Source organism: Sphingobacterium sp. UBA7249 (assembly GCF_002472835.1).
Lineage (GTDB): Bacteria > Bacteroidota > Bacteroidia > Sphingobacteriales > Sphingobacteriaceae > Sphingobacterium > Sphingobacterium prati.
This window is the reverse complement of sequence record NZ_DKST01000011.1, coordinates 47216-67500: the sequence shown is the minus strand read 5'-3', so window position 1 is coordinate 67500 and position 20285 is coordinate 47216. Positions and strand designations below refer to the sequence as shown.

The following is a 20285-nucleotide window of genomic DNA, read 5'->3' as shown; positions in this document are numbered from 1 at the left end:
AACAAATGATTAACAAAAAACTAATAAGAAAAGAAAAAAGAAGCAACAAATACTTTTCTTTAACCCTTGGCGGGGCGTTGCTGCTGTTTTCCGGCAGCGTTCCCTGGAACAATACATTTGCACAGGAAAAAGGCAAGCTATACAACCAGAACTATCAGAAGACGACATTACGGCAGGTCATCGTTGACCTGCAAAAAAAGTCCAATATAGATATTTCTTTCACGGAGAGCCTTGGCCTAAAAAATATAAGTATTGGCAAATTCGAGACTAAAAATGAGTCCTTGGAGCAGGTCTTACGAAGACTGCTAACACCGTACGGTATTCAGGTAAAAAAAACGGATAGTGGCTTTGTTCTAGCCCGGCAGCCACAGCAAGAGGGAAGATCCATTTCTGGAAAAGTCGTTGATCCATTTGGTATGCCCGTTTCGGGCGCTACCTTAAATTTAAAGCGTGCCAATACAAAATCCAAAAGTGATGATAAGGGGGTATTTTTGCTCCATTCAATTTTTCCTTCAGACACCTTATCCGTGCATTTTATGGGTTTCAAGGCGGTGGATACCTTGGTGACGAATGAGCGCACAGAGGATCTCGTGATCCGTTTGGAAAATGGCCTGGCACGTGAACTCGATGAGGTGGTCGTTGTGGGATATGGTGTTCAAAAGAAAGTTAATCTTACGGGATCAGTTGCGGTTGTCGATGGAAAACGTTTGCAGGATCGACCGGTAAACAACGTTTCCCAATCACTTTATGGAACAGTCAGTGGTCTGACCATCGCATATGGTAACAATGGTTTTGAACCCGGCGCTGCACCGTCGGTACAGATCCGGGGGCAAGGTAGTCCGTATGTCCTGATCGATGGCACCGCCGGAGATATTAATACCATCGATCCGAACACTGTTGAAAGTGTTTCTATCTTAAAAGATGCAGCTGCTTCGGCAATTTATGGCGCCCGTGCACCTTATGGAGTGTTGCTGATAACAACCAAATCAGGGAAAGCTAATCAGAAACCTCAGATTGATTTTTCGATGAATGGCGGACCTACAACCATTATCAATAAACCGAAAATGGTTGATTCCTACACGTTTGCCCGCGCCATGAATGAAATGCATGACAACCAGGGGGTTGCCAGATTGTTTTCAGAATCTACGATCGACAGGATCATAGCGTATATAGATGATCCCTCATTACCTGAGACCGTGCCTGATGCCAACAATCCGAAGAAGTGGTCCACCTATCAATTCTCAAACGGCAATAATGACTGGATAGATATCCATTATGGCAATGGACGCCGGATGCAGGAAAATTTATCTGTCAAAGGAGGATCAAAAGACATGGCCTATTTTTTGTCTCTTGGACATGCATCCGAAAAAGGGGTTTTCAGAATCGTCGATGATAAGTATAAACGCTACAATTTTCAGGCTAAGCTTGATGCCAATATTACGGATTGGTGGAAGATCAGTTCGAATACTCGCTTGACAAATGAACAGCGCAACCGACCGATCTACAATGGTGAAGGCGGATACGGAATGATAATTCACCAGATTTTCAGGACGCATCCCGAGGTTTTTCTTAAATCGCCAAATGGTTATTACTCGCAACTTTCTCGGGTGCCGCAGATGAAAGCGGGGTATCAAAAATTGACGGACAATAATCTGGTTCAGCGTTTGGCCACAGAGATCAGCCCCCTTAAAAACTGGAAAATCAATGCCGATTATTCCATAGATTATAAAATCTACAATTATGAGGGCGTCAATCAGGTGGCTTATGAGGATGAAGTAGATGGTACGCTCGTGCCAATATCGCTTACTGTTCCTTCCTATATCAGTAAAGACAAATCCAATACCACCTACAAAGCCCTTAATATTTATACAAGCTATAATTTAGATTTTGGAACGGATCACCATTTTATTGCACTTGCAGGATTTCAGAATGAAATTAATTCCTATGACCTTCTCAGTGGTTTAAAAAGGGAACTTATCACACCAGATGTGCCTTCCTTAACAACTGCAACCGGTGAAATGCAGATATCCGATGCCCTTAGTCATTGGTCTACATTAGGCTATTTTGCTCGTTTAAATTATAATTATGCAGACAAATATCTCTTTGAGGGTAATATACGATATGATGGTACATCGAAATTTGCTCCTGGTAAAAGGTGGGGCTCGTTCCCTTCGCTATCAGCAGGATGGGTGGTTTCAAAAGAGAAATTTTGGACTGGCCTTCAAGCTTATGTTCCTTTCTTTAAGCTTAAAGGATCCTGGGGACGACTAGGAAATCAGAACGTTGAAGCCTATCAGGATCTCGCATTATTGGGCGTCAAAAGTAATTTAGGTTGGCTTATTGATGGCATGCGCCCTGCATACACCATCGCACCCAACTTGGTCAATCGCTTTCTCACATGGGAATCATCTCGTTCAACGAACATGGCCGTCGAAGCGGGTTTTCTACAAAACCGTCTGCAGGCCGAATTCGAATATTACCAACGCTTGACCTATGACCGTCTTGGCCCAGCTCAGGCACTTCCAGCGGTATTGGGAGCAAATATTCCCAAAGAGAATAATTCTGAACTCAAGACCAAAGGCTGGGATTTTAGCTTACGCTGGAATGGAAAAGTCGGCTCGGATTTTAATTATTCCATAGCGGCCAATGTGTTTGACTATAAAAATATAATTACAAAGTATACCAATCCTACGGGTATCCTGACAACGGACTATGTGGGCAAAGATGCTGGAGAAATCTGGGGCTATGAAACCGTTGGCTTGATCAATACAAAGGAACGCGCTGATGAGATCAACGCTTCTGGCTATCAGAAATTTATCAATGGCCAGACTTGGCAAAAGGGAGATGTTGAATATCGTGATCTCAATGGAGATGGAGTAATCAATAAGGGCAAAAACACCATAAATGACCATGGAGACCTTAAAATCATTGGTAATACAACCCGTCGCTATCAGTTTGGACTTAATTTAACAGCCAACTATAAAAATATCGATATAGCGGTATTTATCCAAGGTACTGGAAAGCGTGATCTATGGTTGGATGGCAATGTATTCTGGGGTTTTAGAGCCTGGAATCAATCTTCCCTCTTCCCGCACCACATGGATTACTATAGGGATACCGAAGGTGACCGCTATTCGGGACTTGGTATAAATACGAACGCTTATTTTCCTCGTCCTTATAGTAACACCGGTCAGGACAGCAAAAATAAAGAGGTTCAAACGCGCTATCTGCAGAATGGTGCCTATGCACGTCTTAAAAATCTTCAGATCGGATACAGCATTCCGCCGCTAATGCTCCAAAAAATCGGATTGAAGCGCGCACGTATCTATTTTTCCGGTGAGAATATCTATACTTTATCTAAGCTTCCGGTCGGTTTCGATCCTGAGACGGCGACTTTAGGAGAATTAGGAAATGGAAAAAGCATGTTTTCACAGGCGATTTGGGCATTCGGAATGAATATCTCACTGTAGCCACATTTGCTATTAAATAATAAACGGCTATTAGTAAGTGCCAGAAAATTTATAGTAAGAAATCAATAACCAATGAAAAAAATTATAATCTTAATATATACAGCAGTCTTTTTACTGTTTATCAGTTCCTGCTCCAAAGAATTTTTGGATAAACCACCATTGACAGAGATCGATAATGAAATCTACTGGAAAACGGCAAATGACCTGGAAAATTATACCATACAATTTTATACCGTATTCCCAGCTTTTAACACAGTAGGTAGTTATTTGGGATCAATCGGTTGGGATGGTACGCGAGGATCCGACGTGCAGATTTCCAGTTCACCAAGTACAGTCTGGAATGGTACCGAATCGCCGGTTTCATCAGGCGGAAACTGGACCTGGAGTAATATCCGTAGTGTTAATATCTTTTTTGAGAAGTATACGAAATGCAAAGATCCTTTTGAAAAATATAAACAGTTTTTAGGAGAGGCCCATTTCTTTAAAGCTTGGTTTTATTTCGAAAAAGTCCGGCTCTACGGTGATGTTCCCTGGTATACGGAGCCATTGGAGATGGACTCTGAAGAATTATTCAAAGCACGTGACCCACGTACAACGGTAGTAGACTCGATTTTGGCACACCTAGATAAAGCGATTGAATATTTGGAGCCTGTGGCTACAGTAAAAGGTAAGAACAATCGACTTTCCAAACAGGCTGCCCTGCTCTTCAAATCCAGAGTCGCCCTATTTGAAGGCAGCTGGCAGAAATACCACAAAGGCACAGCATTTGGTACAGCGGGCGCTGATCCCAATAAGTACTTCCGACAAGCTGCTGCCGCCGCCGAAACGTTGATGGATGCAAAATATGACATGTCCCTGTATAGCAACAATGATCCCGAAAATGATTATTGCAAACTATTTTCCCTGAAAGATCAGCTTGCCAATAAAGAGGTGATCCTCTGGAAAGCCTATTCGATCAACCGTGATCTGTCACACTCTTTTCAGATCTATGTATCTGACCGTACTGCGGGGATATCCATGACTTTTGAACAGGTACAGCACTACCTAGGTCGAAATGGTCAACCATACGATTATTTTACCCTTGGTAAGACTGTGAAAGGCAATGTTTTTTTAGAAAAAATACGGGCCGATTGTGATCCACGGCTGTCCCAGACGATCTGGACACCAGGTGCGCTGATGTGGGATAATACCTTTGGGAAAGCCACCTTTAAGAAACCATTTTTGGATAAATCCGGTGAGGCTTTGAATAATACCGGTTTTCAGATCCGGAAAGGAAATGATCCAAAATCGGCTCTAGCTGGTGGTGGTGTTTCCTGGAGCTCAAGTGATGAAACAGGTGCCATTGTCTTCCGTTATGCCGAAGCGCTATTGAATTATGCCGAAGCAAAGGCCGAACTTGGCGAAACAGTCGACTATACCAAATCAATCAATCTGCTCCGCAAAAGATCAGGTATGCCGGATTTTGCTATTAGCGACGATCCAAATAAGGACAAGTATGCTGACTATGGTTATAATATATCAGACCAGTTAAGAGAGATCCGACGCGAGCGCACCGTAGAACTTGGAGCTGAAGGATTTCGCTATGACGATATCCGGAGATGGGCCGCCCATAAACTGCTGAAAGGCAAACGTCCCAAAGGTTATCCATTTTTGGCCTCCGATTGGACGGGTACAAAAATCAACTATAAAGTTGATGCGGACGGTTTGCTGGATCCTTTTGCAACTCAGCTGCCGAATGGCTATGGATTTAAGGAAAACCGCGATTATCTCGAATGTATACCGCTAAATGAAATCACATTGAACAATAACTTAAAACAAAATCCAGGATGGGAATAAACGTATTTTTATCATTGCTATTTACACTATTTTATAGCATAAGCGAGGGTCAATCCCTTATCAGGATCGGCCTGATTGCAGATCCACAGTACGCGGACAGAGATACCCGCGGCAGCCGTTTTTACCGAAACTCACTTGACAAATTGGATTCGGCCGTCACAGCGATCAACAGGGAAGAGGTGGATTTTACGGTCATGCTTGGCGATTTGGTCGATGTCGGACCCAAAGATCTGCAGCCGGCGCTTCAGCGACTCAACAAACTCAAAAGACCGGTCTACAATATCTTGGGAAACCATGATTATGTGGATGTTGATGACGGGGCTCATTTATATGAGTTATATAACATGCCAAATCCTTACTATACTGTAGAAAAAGGTGAATGGTTGTTTATCATGCTCAATACCAATGAACTTGCCGAATATGCCACTAAGGCGGGATCAGGCCAACGTGAGGCTTGGAAGAAACTCAATGATATACTGAAGACAGCAAAAAGAAACAATGATCAGCCCTGGAATGGTGGGGCAAGCGTAACGCAGCTCCGCTGGATGGAAAAGCAACTTCAAAAGGCAAAGTCATCCAACAAAAAGGTGATCGTTTTCACACATCATCCCTTATATCCCGAGAATGGCCTTGAAGCACTGAATAACCGGGAGATATTGGCCCTTATCGAAAAATATCCGGTTGTAAAGGCGGTGATCTCAGGCCATCATCATCCCGGTAATTTTGCAACCTATAAAGGTATTCCGATGATTACACTGGAGGGGATGATCGAAACCGCCGATCAGAATGCTTATGGTATTTTGGAACTTGGGCCATATCAGCTGGATCTTCATGGAGAAGGGCGGATGACAGCCAGAAAAATTGACTTTTAACGATAAACTTACTATTTAAACAATAAAAATTATGAGAAAAACAACATTAATGTTTGGCAAAGCAGTCTGTATATTTGTCTGTATGACTTATCTATTTGTGTGCTGTCAGAAAGATATTACCCAAAGTCAGGAAAATGCACCCAAAAAAATGGGCAAAGTCAATACAACATTGGCTGGGCCTGCTTTTGTAAGTGCACATCGGGCAAACGATCTGATTAAGGTAGATGAGATTATCAACGAAGGGATCAATAGCCTAGAAGTGGATATCTATGTTGCCAATAAAGGCGGTCAACTAACCTGCCTGATCGGACACGAAGCCGGAACAGCGACAGGGCAGACATTGGAAGAATATTTTGCAAATCTAAATCAGAAGCTTCCGGGCTATACTTCGCTTTGGTTGGATTGTAAAGACCTGAGCAGTGCCACAAATGAACAACTATTTCTAAAGACTTTGAAGAAAATGGATAGCCTCTATTCCATTAAAAATAGAGTATTGATAGAAAGTATGTATCCACAGCATTTGACAGCCTTCAAGCAGCTTGGTTGGAAGGTAAGTTATTATTGTAATTGGTCAGATTTAAGTGGCAAGACACCTGCGCAGCAACAGGTTGTCATGGACGCTATGTACAGCAAGCTGGATACCTATGGTGTGGATGGAATTAGTTACGATGCTTCTGTCGATAATGCGATGAAATCTTACTTCCCGGCCAAAACCATTGGTACTGAACGTGTGAAGATGTATGCATGGGCATTATCACGTTATTACGGAGAAGCGGATCTCTCAAGTAAACTGGCAGGATATTCACACCTTGATATATTATTGATTACATTTTACTCGCCACAAGGTATTTTGATAGATGGAGCCAATTACAAAATCGTATCTGCATTAACGAAAGAGCCCAGCAAGTTGGTTGATGTCAACGGTAATCCTCCGGTTAATGGTGAAGATGTCACATTATGGACTTATAATTATCCGACATCTTCCAATCAAGTCTGGAAATTGAGAAGTGTCGGAAGTGGATATTATGCCTTGAAGAGTGTGGCTGATACCACTAAAGTTCTGGAAGTACGGGGCGGTGGATCTGCAAACAGTACGCCTGTTCAGGTGGCCACATTTGCAAATACTTCGGCACAACGGTGGAAGATTATTTATGTGGGAAGCGGTAATTATAACCTTGAGCCAGCATCTGCTGTAGGTAAAAACCTTGATGTAAATGGATCAAGTACGGCAGATGATACGCAGATCCAGATATATTCCGCCCATACTGGCAATGCGCAAAAATTCAGGTTGGTTAAACAATAAGAAACTGCTATCATGATACAAATTGAAATGGTAAAGATCAAATATTTATGTATTTATATCACGGTTTTAAGTTTTGCAGGTTTTCTGCTTCTCTCATGTTTCATGCTCCAGAGTTTTACGAACATGGAAATATATTGCCACTTTTAAGAGACCGGCTATTTCGACCTACATAAAAGGTGCTTACTCTTTTCTTGAAAATTTCAATATTAAGGGGTACTTGGACCGAAAGGTATATTATTCAAATTTTTGGGTCAGAACAACAACAACAGGTACGTGGATCCAATCAACATCATTTAAATTTAGTCTCGACGGCGCAGGAGACAATAATCAGCGCGGCGACTATAGAGGTGGAGTTGAGAATGGTAAGTTTTTTTGCAAAACGGTGTGCTTTTTAATGATTTCGTGGCAGAAAATACTGTTCTTACAAGACCTGCTAATGGTACTTCCCCAAATATAAATCTTAGTAATTTGCGCATGAATTAAAGAAATTGGTAGTTAGTTGGGGTGTTCAATTTGGCGCAACGTAGCGATTATTTCACGACGTTGCGCTTTTTTATTGGAGCGCTTGTAACGACAGTCGGCGCCCTTCCAAATTTCTTCTTATAGGCGTTAGAAAAATGGGAGAGGGTCTCAAACCCAAGCTCGAGATAAATAGATGAGGGCTTTTTGTTCTTATTTTCAATTAGATGTCGCGCTTCGTTCAACCTTTTATCCTGTAGCCACTTACGTGTCGGCATGCCAAAGGCCTTCTGAAAATCCCTTTTAAATCCGGAGAGACTTCTCCCTGTAAGCTGAGCGAACTTTTCGACAGGAACATTGAAATGATAATTGCTGAGCATAAATCTTTCCAGGTCTATCTTATAAGGCTCAGAGAAATCAAATAAAAAGTTGCGGAGCGGCGGAACAGCCAGCAACATCAATTTAATTCCCTCTTTGACCTTCAAAAGTCCCATCTCATCAGTCATTTCAACACCGGAACTGCGGGCGTAAGGAAGGATGGATTGAAAGTACCCTTTCAAAAAATCATTATTCGGAAGACATAAATTTAGGGGGCCAGTATATTTACCGTCAGCCTCGAGTTTTTCTTCAAGGGTGATTTTGCGCATCAGATCCTCCTGAAGTGATATGACCACCGTTTCATAATAACCACCACTTTCAGGTGTTTTGGTGAGTGTGCCCAGCTGATTTTTGTGAACAAGCAATACTTCTCCGGCGCTAATGACGATATTCTGCTCCGAAGTCTCCAGCCTCATCTGACCCGAAACCTGCATGACCAACGTGTGGTGGTTCCAGACACAGGACTTTTCTTTCCGCTGTGAAGAAAGGTACGAATAAAATATAATGCCAGGAAGGATTTCTGCTGGGCTTTCCATTTATCTTTCTAGATATGTGCTGCCTTTGATAGCACCTGGTGCAAAGGTACTGTTTAAAATATTCATTTCCTCCATTGTAAAGACAATATCCATAGCCGCTATATTTTCAGGGAGCCTTGATCTTCGGCTCATGCTGACCAATGGCATGAAATTCTCGCCCTGTTCCTTGACCCAGGCTATCGCCAGCTGGGTAGGAGTGGCAACTTTGCTGCGAGCCATCTCCTTTAGGACGTCGACTTTTTCGAGATTATGAACGAGATTATCAGCCTGAAAACGGGAGAAGTGATTTCGGTAATCCTCCGCAGGAAGAGGTACTTGCAGCCCCCCCGTTAAGAGACCTTCAGCCGTGTTAGCGAAAGCTACTACAGCAATTCCCAATTCTTTAGCAGCGGGCAGCAGATCACTTTCGATCTGACGGTCAGCCAAAGAATAACCGATCTCCAATGCACTGATCGGATAAATACTGTTGGCTTCTCGAAGCCGCTCAGGAGTTATCTCCGACACGCCGATATGGCGGACTTTTCCTTCCTGAACAAGATCGGCGATTGTTCCGATGATGTCCTCAGTCCGAACACTGCCGTCCATTCTGCACGGCTGGTAAAGGTCAATCGTATCAATTCCCAGACGGGTCAGCGAATAATTGACAAAGTTTTTGATTGATGCAGGCCGAAGGTCCAGACCGATCCATTGACCGTTGTGGAACATAGCACCAAATTTGACACTGATGAAAGCATCATCCCGTCTTCCCTTAATCGCTTTCCCAATGAGGATTTCGTTGTGGCCAGCTCCATAAAAGTCTCCAGTATTTAGGAAGTTGATTCCGTAATCCAAAGCTTGATGAATGGTAGCAATACTTTCCGTTTCATCCGCTGTCGGACCACCCCATACTGATGACATCCGCATGCATCCCAGACCAAGCTTTGAGACCAGAGGTCCGTTATGACCCAATTGAATTTTAGTGATTTCTGACATGTGATTGATTTTAATGTTACAGGACAAAGATCTCTATTTATGAGCTTCACAGCTTTCTCCTATGGTCCAATTTACTTGTCTGTACGGTTCAGTAGCGCGTGCTTATGATCCAGAGGTCCGGGCAATGTCTGTAACAAGGCTTCGAATAATGGTTAAGGCGCTCAATCCTTTGTGTCTTTTAAAAAACTTGTTAATATGTGACTCTCATCTGCAAACCCAAATTCAGCTGCGATCTCATGCGCAATATTGAATAAAAAGACGTAGAAACTAGACTAAACGCAAAAAGCTGAGGTTTATACTTCAGCTTAAACTATTTAGTGCATTGCAATACTAAGTAGTTATTTTCAGGTAGTTAATTTGGTCGTTAGACAACCTGAAATGATATTTCAAAACAAGGGGACTACCTGGAAATGGACCTGAAATCTCCGCTGAAAAGATGTTTTCGCTTTCATTAAAATCCAATGGTTTCATAGTCGCCCTGTATTCTCTGTTGGCTATGTTAATCCAGTTTTCAATTTCAATTTTTCCATTGTGGGTTTTGCCCTCATCAAATACTTCCGCATCTTCAGTAAAACAATTTGCGTAAGCTGCACTGTCAAATTCGTTTTGTGCCTTCACTAGTTGGGAGATAATGTTTGGTAAATTCATATTTTCTATTATTCTAGATGATTGTTAAATGGTCGGTACTGTTCCACCGTCAATTACATATTCTGTCCCTGTTAGATAATTTGCTCTTGGAGAAACAAGGAAGCCGACAAGCTCAGCTACTTCTGCAGGTTCAGCAGGTCTACCGAAAGGGATTCCTCCCAATGCATCCATTACGCCCTGTTGCGCATCTTCTATGGTACTGTTGGAGTTTCTTGCAATTTCGCCCAACCAGGCCTCCGATGCTGTGGTATTTATCCAGCCGGGCGAAACCGTAAGCACACGAACGCCTTTAGGAGTAACTTCATTCGATAAGCTTTTGCTATAGTTTCTCAATCCTGCTTTTGCCGCTGCGTAAGGTAACGTTGAATCGTATAGAGGGAGTTTGCCCTGAATAGATGCAATGTGGATGATCACTCCGTTTTTGCGCTCTATCATCTGCGGTAAAAAGCCCCTGTCCAGACGAATTGGAGCCAAAAGGTTAGCCTGTAGTGTAGATTCCCAGTCCTCATCGCTGAGCACAGCGAACCCGCCTGCAGGCGTAGAAGATCCACCAAAGTTGTTTATCAGGATATCTAGTCTGCCATAGCTCGAAAGCACTTCGCCCACTACTTTTTTTGCTCCCTCTGCTGTACTCAGATCGGAAGCAATAAAATGCAGATTGCTGTTTGCTAGTTCGGGTGCATTTCTGGCAGTGATGACAACTGTTGCACCAGCCTGTAGCAGCCTTTCCGCAATAGCTCTTCCAGTACCTTTAGTACCACCTGTTACCAAGGCAATCTTGTCTGATAACTCATTGTTGAAATTAAATTGTTCCATTTTTATGAATTGTTTATAGAACAAAATTGGGGTATAAAAACAGCCTGTACAAGTACGGAGTTACGATTCATATAGGGATAAATTTTTCCCCTGTTGTACAAATCGGAACATACCTTTAATTTTCAAATGTGTATGAGAGAAAAATAATTCCGAACCTGAACTACGGTCTTGACTTGATAGGTGAAGTGCTTTATGGAAAATGGAAAATACGGCTGCTCTGGTCTATTGAACAAGAACACAAAAGACCCTGTGAATTGCAGCGTAAAATACGGTATCGGCGCCTTCATCTGTCGTAAGGTCTCCGATAGCTACTGCTGCTGATCCGCCGGAAGTGTTAATCTCCGCAGCTACAGCTTCGGCACGTTCAACGTTCGTCCATGTATAATTACCATGGCGCCTTCACTTGCGAGCATTTTAGCAATAGCTTCGCCCAATCCGGAACTAGATCCGGTCACCAGGGCACGTTTACCCTTTAATTGTATGTCCATTTTAAATGATTTTTATGTCATGATTGTTTTTTATTCGGCGCATAACCAAATTCCTTTTTATAAGCAAAGGAAAAATGGGAGAGATCCTCAAAGCCCAGATCCAGGTACACGTCGGACGATTTCTTTTTTTGCTGTTCGATCAAGAAGCGGGCTGCATCCAACCGTTTCTGCAACAGCCATCTGCCCGGGCTAGTATGAAACTGCTTTTCAAAATCGCGCTTAAAACCGGAAATGCTGCGACCTGTAAGAAAAGCAAAACGTTCCATAGGAACATTGTAGCGGTAATGGCTGTTCATAAAAGCTTCCAGGTCTATCTTACCCGGTTCATTAAAATCAAACAACACATTTTTAAATGCGGGATTATGCTGAATAAGCAGTAAAACAAGCTCTCTGGCTTTTAGGGCGACAATGCGCTCATCCATTTGCTGCCGCAGATAAGGAACCAAAGAATCGACAAAACCTTTCAGCAATGCGCTCGACTGGATCAGTAGTGTGGTCTGAGGATTAATTATGCTATCGGCTTTCAGCCCGTACTGCTCGCTCATGTCCTTTAAGGTGTACTGATCGATATGCACTGCTATAGACCTGAATCTGCCGTCTGTTGTACTTTTCACGTATTTGGTCAGCTGGTTGCGTCGGAAAAAGCGGAAGTCTCCTTCATGATAAGAATGCTTTTGATCAGCAAGCCAAACATCTTGTTTACCCTGGAGAATATAACTGAAGATATGATCTGTTACAAAAGCTTCGCCCTCGATCGTATTGCCGGAATAAGTATTGAGCACTATTCTGGGGCCTGTATTGGCATCTTTTGCTTTTTCGGAAATATCATTTTTGCATTCCATAGCGATTAGCTTATGATTACTTTTGGTTCTAATTGTTCTTCGAGGCCATATAAGCCTCCTTCTCTGCCCAGGCCCGATTGTTTAAATCCGCCAAATGGTGCCAACGCATCGTGAGAGATCGTATTGATTGCGACTCTGCCAGCATTGATCTGTGCAGCCACTCGCTGCGCCCGTTCGATGTCCGAACTGCTTACATAAGCATGCAGTCCATATATGGTATCGTTGGCTATAGCAATAGCTTCTTCTACTGTTTTGTAGGTAATAACGCATAATATCGGTCCGAAAATTTCTTCCTGGGCAATAGTCATCTCATTACTTACACCTGTAAATATAGTGGGTTTGACGTAAAATCCCTTCTGTAATCCATTCGGTTTGCCCAGACCACCAACTAAAAGTTCCGCTCCCTCGTCGATACCCAGCCTGATATAATGCTGTATCCGGTCAAATTGTTTCTGACTGGCCATCGGTCCGATGACCGTATGCTGGTCTCTTGGATTACCTACTTTTTGTGTAGTCATCGTTTTAAGTAAGACATCTTTAACCTCAGGCAGGGCAGCTTCCGGCACCAGCAGTCGTGTACCGGCAATACAGGCCTGTCCACTATTCATAAAAGCCGCATTTACCGCCATTGGTATTGCAGTATTGAGGTCAGCATCATCGAGAATAATATTGGGTGATTTTCCGCTGAGTTCCAGTGTGACGCGCTTCATTGTGTCCACTGCATTACGGGCAATGATCTTGCCGACCACTGTAGAACCTGTGAACAGAATTTTGGACACAGCAGGGTGGGTAGACAATAACGTACCCAAAATATCTCCGCGTCCGTGCACCATATTGATTACACCGGCTGGAAGTCCTGCCCGGTCGAAGCACTCTGCCAGAACCTGAGATTGCATCGCACTCATTTCACTGGGCTTGATCACTACGGTACAACCAGCTGCAATCGCCGCCGCCAGCTTCACAGATATGGAACCAGAATTGGCATTCCAAGCAGTCATGATCCCGGTTACGCCAACCGGCACCATAGCTATTGCCGACTGACCTATGCGTCGTTCGAAAGAAAAATCCTTAAGGATATCCTTAAAGTAAAGGAAAGTCTCTGCGGCATACTGGTTTGACCAGCGCGACCGTTGTACTGTTGCACCGTACTCTGTTGTGGTTACTTCCTGCAGATCGTCGAGACGCTCCATCAGTGCATCGTGTAATTGCTGTAGGTAAACCATGCGCTGTTCCCTGCTTGTTTGTGAAAAAGAAGGTAAAGCTGCTGAAGCAGCTATTATTGCAGCCTCCATATCCTGCTCATTGCCTAATACCACTTGGCCGATGAGGCTTTCATCCGAAGGATTAATTATATCCATCTTCTCGGTACCTGTTGAAGGCCGAAATTGACCATCGACATAATGCTGGTTGATTATTTTCATTTTGCTGTCTTTTAAAACTTCGCTCAAGAGCATCGTTATTGCTAACACAAAATTACTTCGCTACCGTCTTTTAGGGTTTGTTAAAAAGCTCAGATTACTTTGTTGAAAGGCTCAACTACATGGACTTCCACCTGCAAATCCCGCTCTACCAAAATGGAAAAGCTACATAATTGTATACCTCGATTAGAGATATCTGTTGTGTCGGATGCTATAAGAATAAAAAATTATTTTAAAAATAATAGACAGACAGGTTTGTCTGTTTCGTTCTTTTGTTATACATTTGTTCTATAGCAAATAAGTAGGTGATCATTAAAGAATAAGATGCCTTTTTGTCAATTGTTTGAAAATATGAGATAATTAATAACACTTTAAATTTTAAAAATGGATCAGAAGCACCCACTACCACCGTTTACATTTGAAACAGCATTAGTAAAAATTCAAGCTGCAGAAGATGCATGGAACACTCAAGACCCTGAGAAAATTTCAAAAGCCTACACGATCGACAGCGAGTGGAGGAATAGAGACAAATTTGTTAATGGAAGAGAAGCCATTGTTGAGTTTCTTTCCGACAAATGGAAAAGAGAGCTAAATTATAAACTCAAAAAAGAATACTGGGCGCACACAGACAATCGTATTGCTGTGAGATTTGAATATGAGTATATGAACAAAGATGGTCAATGGTTCAGAGCCTATGGTAATGAAAACTGGGAATTCGACGAAAATGGCCTGATGAGAAAACGCTATGCAAGTATCAACGACTTAGCAATCAATGAAGAGGACCGGAAATTTAAATAATCACGATCTGTATAAGTGGAATTAGCATTACAAATCACCGTATGATCTAGTTCCACTTATTTCAAAACCTAAAGCCAAAAATCTACCCGTAATTTAAGGAGAGTTTAAAGAAATCTATTTAAAGGATTTTCTAAACCCCAGAAGCGAAAGACCAACTTTCTTTTTGACTAATCTTTGTAATTAAATTAAATGGTCGACGATCATCTTTGACCTTTCGATCAATTGATTCGACTTGAACATTTTGCTCTCCATAATTGAGCTTTCAAATAGCATATAGATGTGCTCGGAGATATTTTCATCGCCAACAAGCGAGAAAAAATAATCCCTTAGATCCTTCTTGTGCTCCTGAATCACTTTCAGGATCTTACTGTTATCCTTGGGAATTTCTGCAAGAATATTTAGGAAACTACAGCCCCTAAAATCTTCCTTTGAGTTCATATGAATCAAAAAATCGAAGGATGAAACAATTTTTGATTTTACATCTGTTTTTCCATTCGTAAAGTTATAGAGCTGATCAAACCAATACTTGTGCCTTGCCTCCAGAAATGCAACACAAAGATCTTCCTTAGATTTAAAATGCTGATAAAAACTTGCTTTCGCCACATTTGCTTCAGAAATGATCTGATTTATTCCGGTTGAATTATAGCCCTGATTAGCAAAAAGATCAAGTGCTTTGTCTAGAATTCTTTCTCTGGGTAATGCCATTATACTGATTATTTAACAACACAAAGGTAAAACTTTGAATTTACTAATAGACAAACTGGTCTGTATTTTTCTATGTAAGTAAGCTGATTAATATTGACATACTATTATAGAGTGATATCTCCCCATCCTTGGGGCTGAATCCGTCTCGTAAAAGGTATGTCTTGCTTAAAAATAATGTCCAGTCAAATGTAGGAACTTCAATTTACTAATTTTGAAAAGGCATGCGGGCCCTATAGTTTATAAAAAACTACTGTAAAGCGTTATGTTTACCGTTTTATCCTTCTCTACTTGATAAGTGTCAAATCCCCAGCCATAGTTACCGTATATCGCATGGTGTACAATAAAATCGAAATGTGTGTTAGCGGGTACTTTTAGACTTATATATCCATTTTTATCGGTCATTCCTTTCAGTGTCGAACGCTTTACTACATCAGCGACATTATCTGAGGTGACGTGGACCTTGTTGACCGGAAAAGCGACGACACCCTGATCTTTGATAGGGGCATTCGTTTGATAGGACAGTAATCGAATGCGAAGTATGCCCGAGAAGTCAGTTAACTTTGTGGCCTTTTTACGTTCTATACCTGCTGTGATCTGCACATATTCATCGACCCTGTAATCGTTATTATTTAGCTGGACAAAATCTGTCTTTAGTTGATAATTATTTGGTAACAAATTGGTGAAATAGACCTCACCATCGCTGTTTGTAGTAGCCGAATCTGTCAGTAAATTAGGATCTTGTTTGCTCCCCGGATCGTAAAGATAAACTTTGATGCCAGACAATCCTTTGCCGGTATCGTCTGTCAATTTGTACCTTAGCTCTCCCGCGACTTCTCCGTCTACCAAATTGACAATGACCTCCTCCTTACAGGAGACCATTGCAATCAACAAGGTTAGTACAATGAAAAAAATGCCCTTCATATCTTTTATTATTAAAGTTTCTTATCAGCTAATTATTGATAAAAACCTGCATAATAGTTCATTGTCACACCTTTTTGTACCGACATTGTACCGGCATTAAGATTTGAAAACGTTGTTGTATTGTAAAGGCAGACTACATAGTCTTTACCCGACGCAATCTTGAATGTAGCAATGCCATTATCGTTAGTTAGGCCTTTAAATTCGGCGGCAGCTAAGGCTTTTGATACGTTTTGTTCGTATTCATAATTACCAGCAGGAATGATAAGGACACCAATATTTTTTGCGGGTTGATTCGTGTAATAGGAGGTTACTTTAACTATTAAAGTTCCTGAAAAGTCGGTCACATTGATCTCTTTATTCTTTGTCATGCCCGTAGTGACCTGAGCATAATCGCGGACGATATAATTTACATTGCTTACCTTTGCCGAGTCAGCGACTATGAGATAACTTTTGGGGTTTAGGTCGCCAAAATCCACTTGCCCGTTTCCATCCGTACGACGTTCATCAATTAAAATACTGTTGCTAGCGTAATAGCTGTCCAAGTGATCATACAAAGACACCTTAACATTGGGTAGGCCCTTACCACTTCCGTCAGTTAATTTGTAAGTAAGTTTTCCACTATTGGAGATTGACAAATCCACCTCAGTTGTTTTCTTACAAGATGCAAATGCCACCAACAGAAGCATTAAATAGGTTAATTTCAATTTCATAAAAATGTTAATAAATTGCTTGAGGCTGCAAATATATAATTTTATTTAGTATGTTGCTTTTCAAATATGCATTTAAAATGCTTCTTTCTTTTATTCTGTATTTTCCTACCGATTCCGTTGCTCAGATAGGAGAGAATTATTTTCCAGTAACGTGCAAAAAAGATGAATGATGCAAAGAGTCCTTTTAAAGACAGCGTTTGGTTTTCTAGGCATAAATAGCTCAAACATAATCTATCGTGATAAGAGTAACGAACATTGAGAAATTGATGTTTAATGTGTAAAATGAGAAATCATGACCAAAGCAGGGTTGGACGAAAATACATTGGAAGGTCTTAATGAATGGTCTATCAGCGAAATCCCTTTACAAAAAATGTGAACTGCGAAAGATGTTGCCAAACGTGTTATTTACCTGTCAGATAACAATGTGGCCAGCTTCACGACCGGAACGGAAATCCTTACCGACGGCGGCATGGTTTTATAATTCACGCTTTAAAATTCCGGTTTAACCAAAGCTCAAATCGATTTTTATTGTTTTATTTAAAGTGGTCAATGCGCTCGGAACAGCATGATCTAAGTGCCTGACATCTCCATCTTTTAATAAATATATGTCCTTTTGAAATAATGAAACCGTTTTTGTTTTTTATTTTTACAAAAAGCATGGCGGCTATGGTGACAGCATTTTAAGATATATCATTTAGTAGTAATTAAAGCGATAAGAATATGATACAGATTAAGTTATATTTTTTTATTATAGGTTATGTGCTTTTTTTTGCTCACAGCATTTGCAATGCTCAGAATAAGAAAAACCACGAGACAAGTGTTCAAAGTATCGAAGGCAATTGGTTCGATAAAAAAAATAATAGGCATCTGTCGATCCATCATGAACGGGGACAGGACTATTTTACTATCAACGACTGGCAGGACAATGGTCGGGGCAAGGAACCAATGATTGACTCATATAAAGCTTGGCCGAGAGGGAAAAAATTGATCCTGCTGCAAAGTAATACAGACCTGAGAGCCCCCTATGCGGAGATCCTGCCTTCCGGAAAGTTTATTTTGTACCGTACAAAAAAGATGAATGATGCAAAGGGCCCTTTTATAGACAGCGTTTGGTTTTCTAGGTATAAATAGCTCAAATGCGCCCCGCAAGATTCTAAAGATCTTCAGGATAAATATCAGGGTATCAAGCCAGGATACCATACGAACAAGAAGCATTGGATCAGCGTCAGTTTTAACGGCGATGTTCCCGATTCAGTCATAAAGGAACTTGTCCGAAAATCAGGGTGAATGGCTTGTATATTTAAACCAGGGAGGTTGTTATGGCATCATTATTAGAATCAAGAGAAGAGCGCAAAAAGTTAAATCAAGCAGCAAAACAGGCTTCTGAAATTGCAGATAAGGAGAACAGAGCTTTAGATTTATCTGTTCAGGTTGTAGAGGACGGATATATCGTTGAAAAACATGTAGATGGGACTCGCCAGATTATAAAAAAGATAGATCGGATTAAGAGTAAAGTGAAATTAAAAAAAGGTATTGTTTTATGCCTAGAACCAAAAGGTAAAGAGTATTTGCTGACCCAAACGGTTCGGGTAAATCAACATTATACTAACAAAATAGCCAGTTTAATACTGGCTATTTTGTTAGTATAGAACCTATCTGTATTTTGTTTGCTTAGATGATCCATTGATTAATATTTCCCAGGTTGAAATTTTTAGTTGACCCCAAGTTGTGAGGACTTCAACTATAAAAGATACCGTCAATGCCTTTTTAAGAGTAAGAGAGAACAAAGACCCCAAAATTGAAGCTTGACAGAATACTTTTTTGCCGGCAGTGTTTATTTTTTTCCGTATTTTGTTATCGCATACCCGTCAAATCTTATTAGTTCTAATTCTTCTTTTCCTTTCGGTATATTGTAATAAAAGTTATAAAATTGAACAACTTTACCTCGAGGGAAATCTTTGGTAAATTTTGAAGTTATTGCAGATTGTTTGATTATTTCTGAATTCTTTTTCACAAGAGTTGCCATCCTTCCGATTCCATAAATTTTGACTTCGCAACTGTCTTTAGGTAGCAATGTAAAAGTATTTGATAAAAGATTTTCTCTTTCTTTTAACATCCATTCTTTTTTCATCCCCCGTAATTGTGCTACTTCAAATTCTGCGTTTTGGATAATTTCCAAAACACGGTTGCTATTTTTGTCGTTTAAATCTTTCGTAAGATTGGTAAGAGCATTATACAGTTTGTCAAGTAGTTGCGTTGAGTTCTTCAATTGAACTGATTTATTTAAGGAAGATAGTTCGACAGGGATATTAGCTTTAAACTTTATAGTTTTCAAAAAGTAACCATTCTTAATGTTTTCTTGTGTAATATCATCATCAGATAATTCATAATTTACCAAAATATTTTCTTCGGGAAAATCGGATTCATTGGAAATGATTGAAATTCCTTTGGCTGATCTGACTAATAGAATTTTTAAAATCGATTTCCCTTGCTTCTTGTAATTGGCTAAGTCAATTAGTATTTTTAACTCTTGTTCTCCATTTTCGTTAATCGCAATGTCAATAAAATTTGGAACTGTGCTTCCAAAGAATTCAAGCCCTCTGAATATAGGATAATCATTTACTGAGATTTCTGTAGGATAATAAAAGGTTGGTTGAATACCATAGTTGTTCTTGTCCACATTGTATTTTAGCTTATCCAAAAGTTCTGTCTTACGCTCTTGCCCTTTGCAAGAAGCTAAAGTCAGTAAAACAATAATAGATAAAATATATTTTTTCATAAGTCAATGCTGTTACAGCGTGTGGGTTTAACATTCCCGCCAACGTTTCGGGGCTTGGTGTTCAGGTGTGAAATCTAAGCACTAATCTTAATTTATTTGGATAGCTTTTTATGTGAAGTCAAACTAATTTTCTGAACTGAACTTTAAGATGTATTTGCAATTATTCAAATGTAAAAATATTGATTTTTGCAGAGTAAAACGTTTACAATTCGTTGGGTTTGGTTTAAAATTCGTTAGAGGATGTGATTCAAATCTATCTATGTAAGACAAATATTATAAACAAAATGATGATGAGTATATCGCAAAGAAGCGCAGTTCAATTATCGTAATTGAA

The 20285-nt window shown here is 40.7% G+C and carries 19 protein-coding genes and 1 pseudogene; 9 read left to right on the top strand and 11 right to left on the bottom strand.

All coding sequences use genetic code 11. The features are described 5' to 3' along the window. Window positions 1-5 precede the first annotated feature (5 nt). From B4A24_RS07065 to B4A24_RS23860, 5 genes are all read left to right on the top strand, one after another. Complete coding sequence (locus B4A24_RS07065) at window positions 6-3470, top strand: SusC/RagA family TonB-linked outer membrane protein (RefSeq protein ID WP_293943910.1); 3465 nt, start codon at window positions 6-8, stop codon at window positions 3468-3470. 72 nt (window positions 3471-3542) lie between these two features. After that, window positions 3543-5306, top strand: coding sequence for a RagB/SusD family nutrient uptake outer membrane protein (locus B4A24_RS07060; RefSeq protein ID WP_293943908.1), 1764 nt, complete (start codon window positions 3543-3545; stop codon window positions 5304-5306). Then, window positions 5297-6178, top strand: a complete 882-nt coding sequence (locus B4A24_RS07055; protein WP_293943906.1) for a metallophosphoesterase — start codon at window positions 5297-5299, stop codon at window positions 6176-6178. The genes B4A24_RS07060 and B4A24_RS07055 overlap by 10 nt, the downstream gene beginning before the upstream one ends. Window positions 6179-6209: 31 nt before the next feature. Further along, on the top strand, window positions 6210-7481 hold the full coding sequence (locus B4A24_RS07050; RefSeq protein WP_293943904.1) for an RICIN domain-containing protein: 1272 nt from the start codon (window positions 6210-6212) through the stop codon (window positions 7479-7481). A gap of 73 nt (window positions 7482-7554) precedes the next feature. Then, complete coding sequence (locus tag B4A24_RS23860) at window positions 7555-7938, top strand: DUF3472 domain-containing protein (RefSeq protein ID WP_409456487.1); 384 nt, start codon at window positions 7555-7557, stop codon at window positions 7936-7938. Between the two features lie 73 nt (window positions 7939-8011). On the opposite strand, the gene B4A24_RS07045 is transcribed toward B4A24_RS23860, so the two are convergent. The 7 genes from B4A24_RS07045 to B4A24_RS07015 all read right to left on the bottom strand — a co-directional run bounded on the left by B4A24_RS07045 (window position 8012) and on the right by B4A24_RS07015 (window position 14041). Continuing rightward, entirely contained in the window at window positions 8012-8854 is an 843-nt protein-coding gene (locus B4A24_RS07045; protein WP_293943902.1) for a helix-turn-helix domain-containing protein, read from the bottom strand. Further along, window positions 8855-9826 (bottom strand): aldo/keto reductase, encoded by a 972-nt coding sequence (locus tag B4A24_RS07040; RefSeq protein WP_293943900.1) that lies wholly within the window; start codon window positions 9824-9826, stop codon window positions 8855-8857. A 330-nt stretch (window positions 9827-10156) separates the two neighbouring features. Further along, window positions 10157-10474: a nuclear transport factor 2 family protein gene (locus B4A24_RS07035; RefSeq protein ID WP_293943898.1), complete on the bottom strand. Its 318-nt coding sequence runs from the start codon at window positions 10472-10474 to the stop codon at window positions 10157-10159. A 24-nt stretch (window positions 10475-10498) separates the two neighbouring features. Continuing rightward, window positions 10499-11290: an SDR family oxidoreductase gene (locus B4A24_RS07030; RefSeq protein WP_293943896.1), complete on the bottom strand. Its 792-nt coding sequence runs from the start codon at window positions 11288-11290 to the stop codon at window positions 10499-10501. Between the two features lie 347 nt (window positions 11291-11637). Then, window positions 11638-11778, bottom strand: a complete 141-nt coding sequence (locus B4A24_RS07025; RefSeq protein ID WP_293943894.1) for an SDR family NAD(P)-dependent oxidoreductase — start codon at window positions 11776-11778, stop codon at window positions 11638-11640. Window positions 11779-11795: 17 nt separating this feature from the next. Continuing rightward, window positions 11796-12620 carry an AraC family transcriptional regulator gene (locus B4A24_RS07020; protein WP_293943892.1) on the bottom strand — a complete coding sequence of 275 codons (825 nt, stop codon included), beginning with the start codon at window positions 12618-12620 and terminating at the stop codon, window positions 11796-11798. A gap of 5 nt (window positions 12621-12625) precedes the next feature. Continuing rightward, window positions 12626-14041 carry an aldehyde dehydrogenase family protein gene (locus B4A24_RS07015; protein WP_293943890.1) on the bottom strand — a complete coding sequence of 472 codons (1416 nt, stop codon included), beginning with the start codon at window positions 14039-14041 and terminating at the stop codon, window positions 12626-12628. 381 nt (window positions 14042-14422) lie between these two features. On the opposite strand from B4A24_RS07015, the gene B4A24_RS07010 reads away from it, so the two are divergent. Next, window positions 14423-14836 (top strand): nuclear transport factor 2 family protein, encoded by a 414-nt coding sequence (locus B4A24_RS07010; protein ID WP_293943888.1) that lies wholly within the window; start codon window positions 14423-14425, stop codon window positions 14834-14836. Window positions 14837-15016: 180 nt separating this feature from the next. On the opposite strand, the gene B4A24_RS07005 is transcribed toward B4A24_RS07010, so the two are convergent. The 3 genes from B4A24_RS07005 to B4A24_RS06995 form a co-directional block, all read right to left on the bottom strand. Further along, window positions 15017-15541 carry a TetR/AcrR family transcriptional regulator gene (locus B4A24_RS07005; protein ID WP_293943886.1) on the bottom strand — a complete coding sequence of 175 codons (525 nt, stop codon included), beginning with the start codon at window positions 15539-15541 and terminating at the stop codon, window positions 15017-15019. A gap of 237 nt (window positions 15542-15778) precedes the next feature. Continuing rightward, window positions 15779-16462 carry a prealbumin-like fold domain-containing protein gene (locus tag B4A24_RS07000; RefSeq protein WP_293943884.1) on the bottom strand — a complete coding sequence of 228 codons (684 nt, stop codon included), beginning with the start codon at window positions 16460-16462 and terminating at the stop codon, window positions 15779-15781. 32 nt (window positions 16463-16494) lie between these two features. Beyond that, on the bottom strand, window positions 16495-17172 hold the full coding sequence (locus B4A24_RS06995; protein ID WP_293943882.1) for a hypothetical protein: 678 nt from the start codon (window positions 17170-17172) through the stop codon (window positions 16495-16497). A gap of 720 nt (window positions 17173-17892) precedes the next feature. Here B4A24_RS06995 and B4A24_RS06990 point away from each other — a divergent pair. The 3 genes and pseudogenes from B4A24_RS06990 to B4A24_RS06985 all read left to right on the top strand — a co-directional run bounded on the left by B4A24_RS06990 (window position 17893) and on the right by B4A24_RS06985 (window position 18821). Continuing rightward, window positions 17893-18303: a hypothetical protein gene (locus B4A24_RS06990; protein WP_293943880.1), complete on the top strand. Its 411-nt coding sequence runs from the start codon at window positions 17893-17895 to the stop codon at window positions 18301-18303. A 12-nt stretch (window positions 18304-18315) separates the two neighbouring features. Next, window positions 18316-18459: pseudogene (locus B4A24_RS23855) on the top strand (MmcQ/YjbR family DNA-binding protein); the annotation flags it as partial. A gap of 32 nt (window positions 18460-18491) precedes the next feature. Next, window positions 18492-18821, top strand: coding sequence for a hypothetical protein (locus tag B4A24_RS06985; RefSeq protein ID WP_293943879.1), 330 nt, complete (start codon window positions 18492-18494; stop codon window positions 18819-18821). Window positions 18822-19006: 185 nt separating this feature from the next. Here the strand turns inward: B4A24_RS06985 and B4A24_RS06980 are convergent, their stop codons facing one another. Then, on the bottom strand, window positions 19007-19951 hold the full coding sequence (locus B4A24_RS06980; protein WP_293943877.1) for a hypothetical protein: 945 nt from the start codon (window positions 19949-19951) through the stop codon (window positions 19007-19009). Between the last annotated feature and the right edge of the window lie 334 nt (window positions 19952-20285).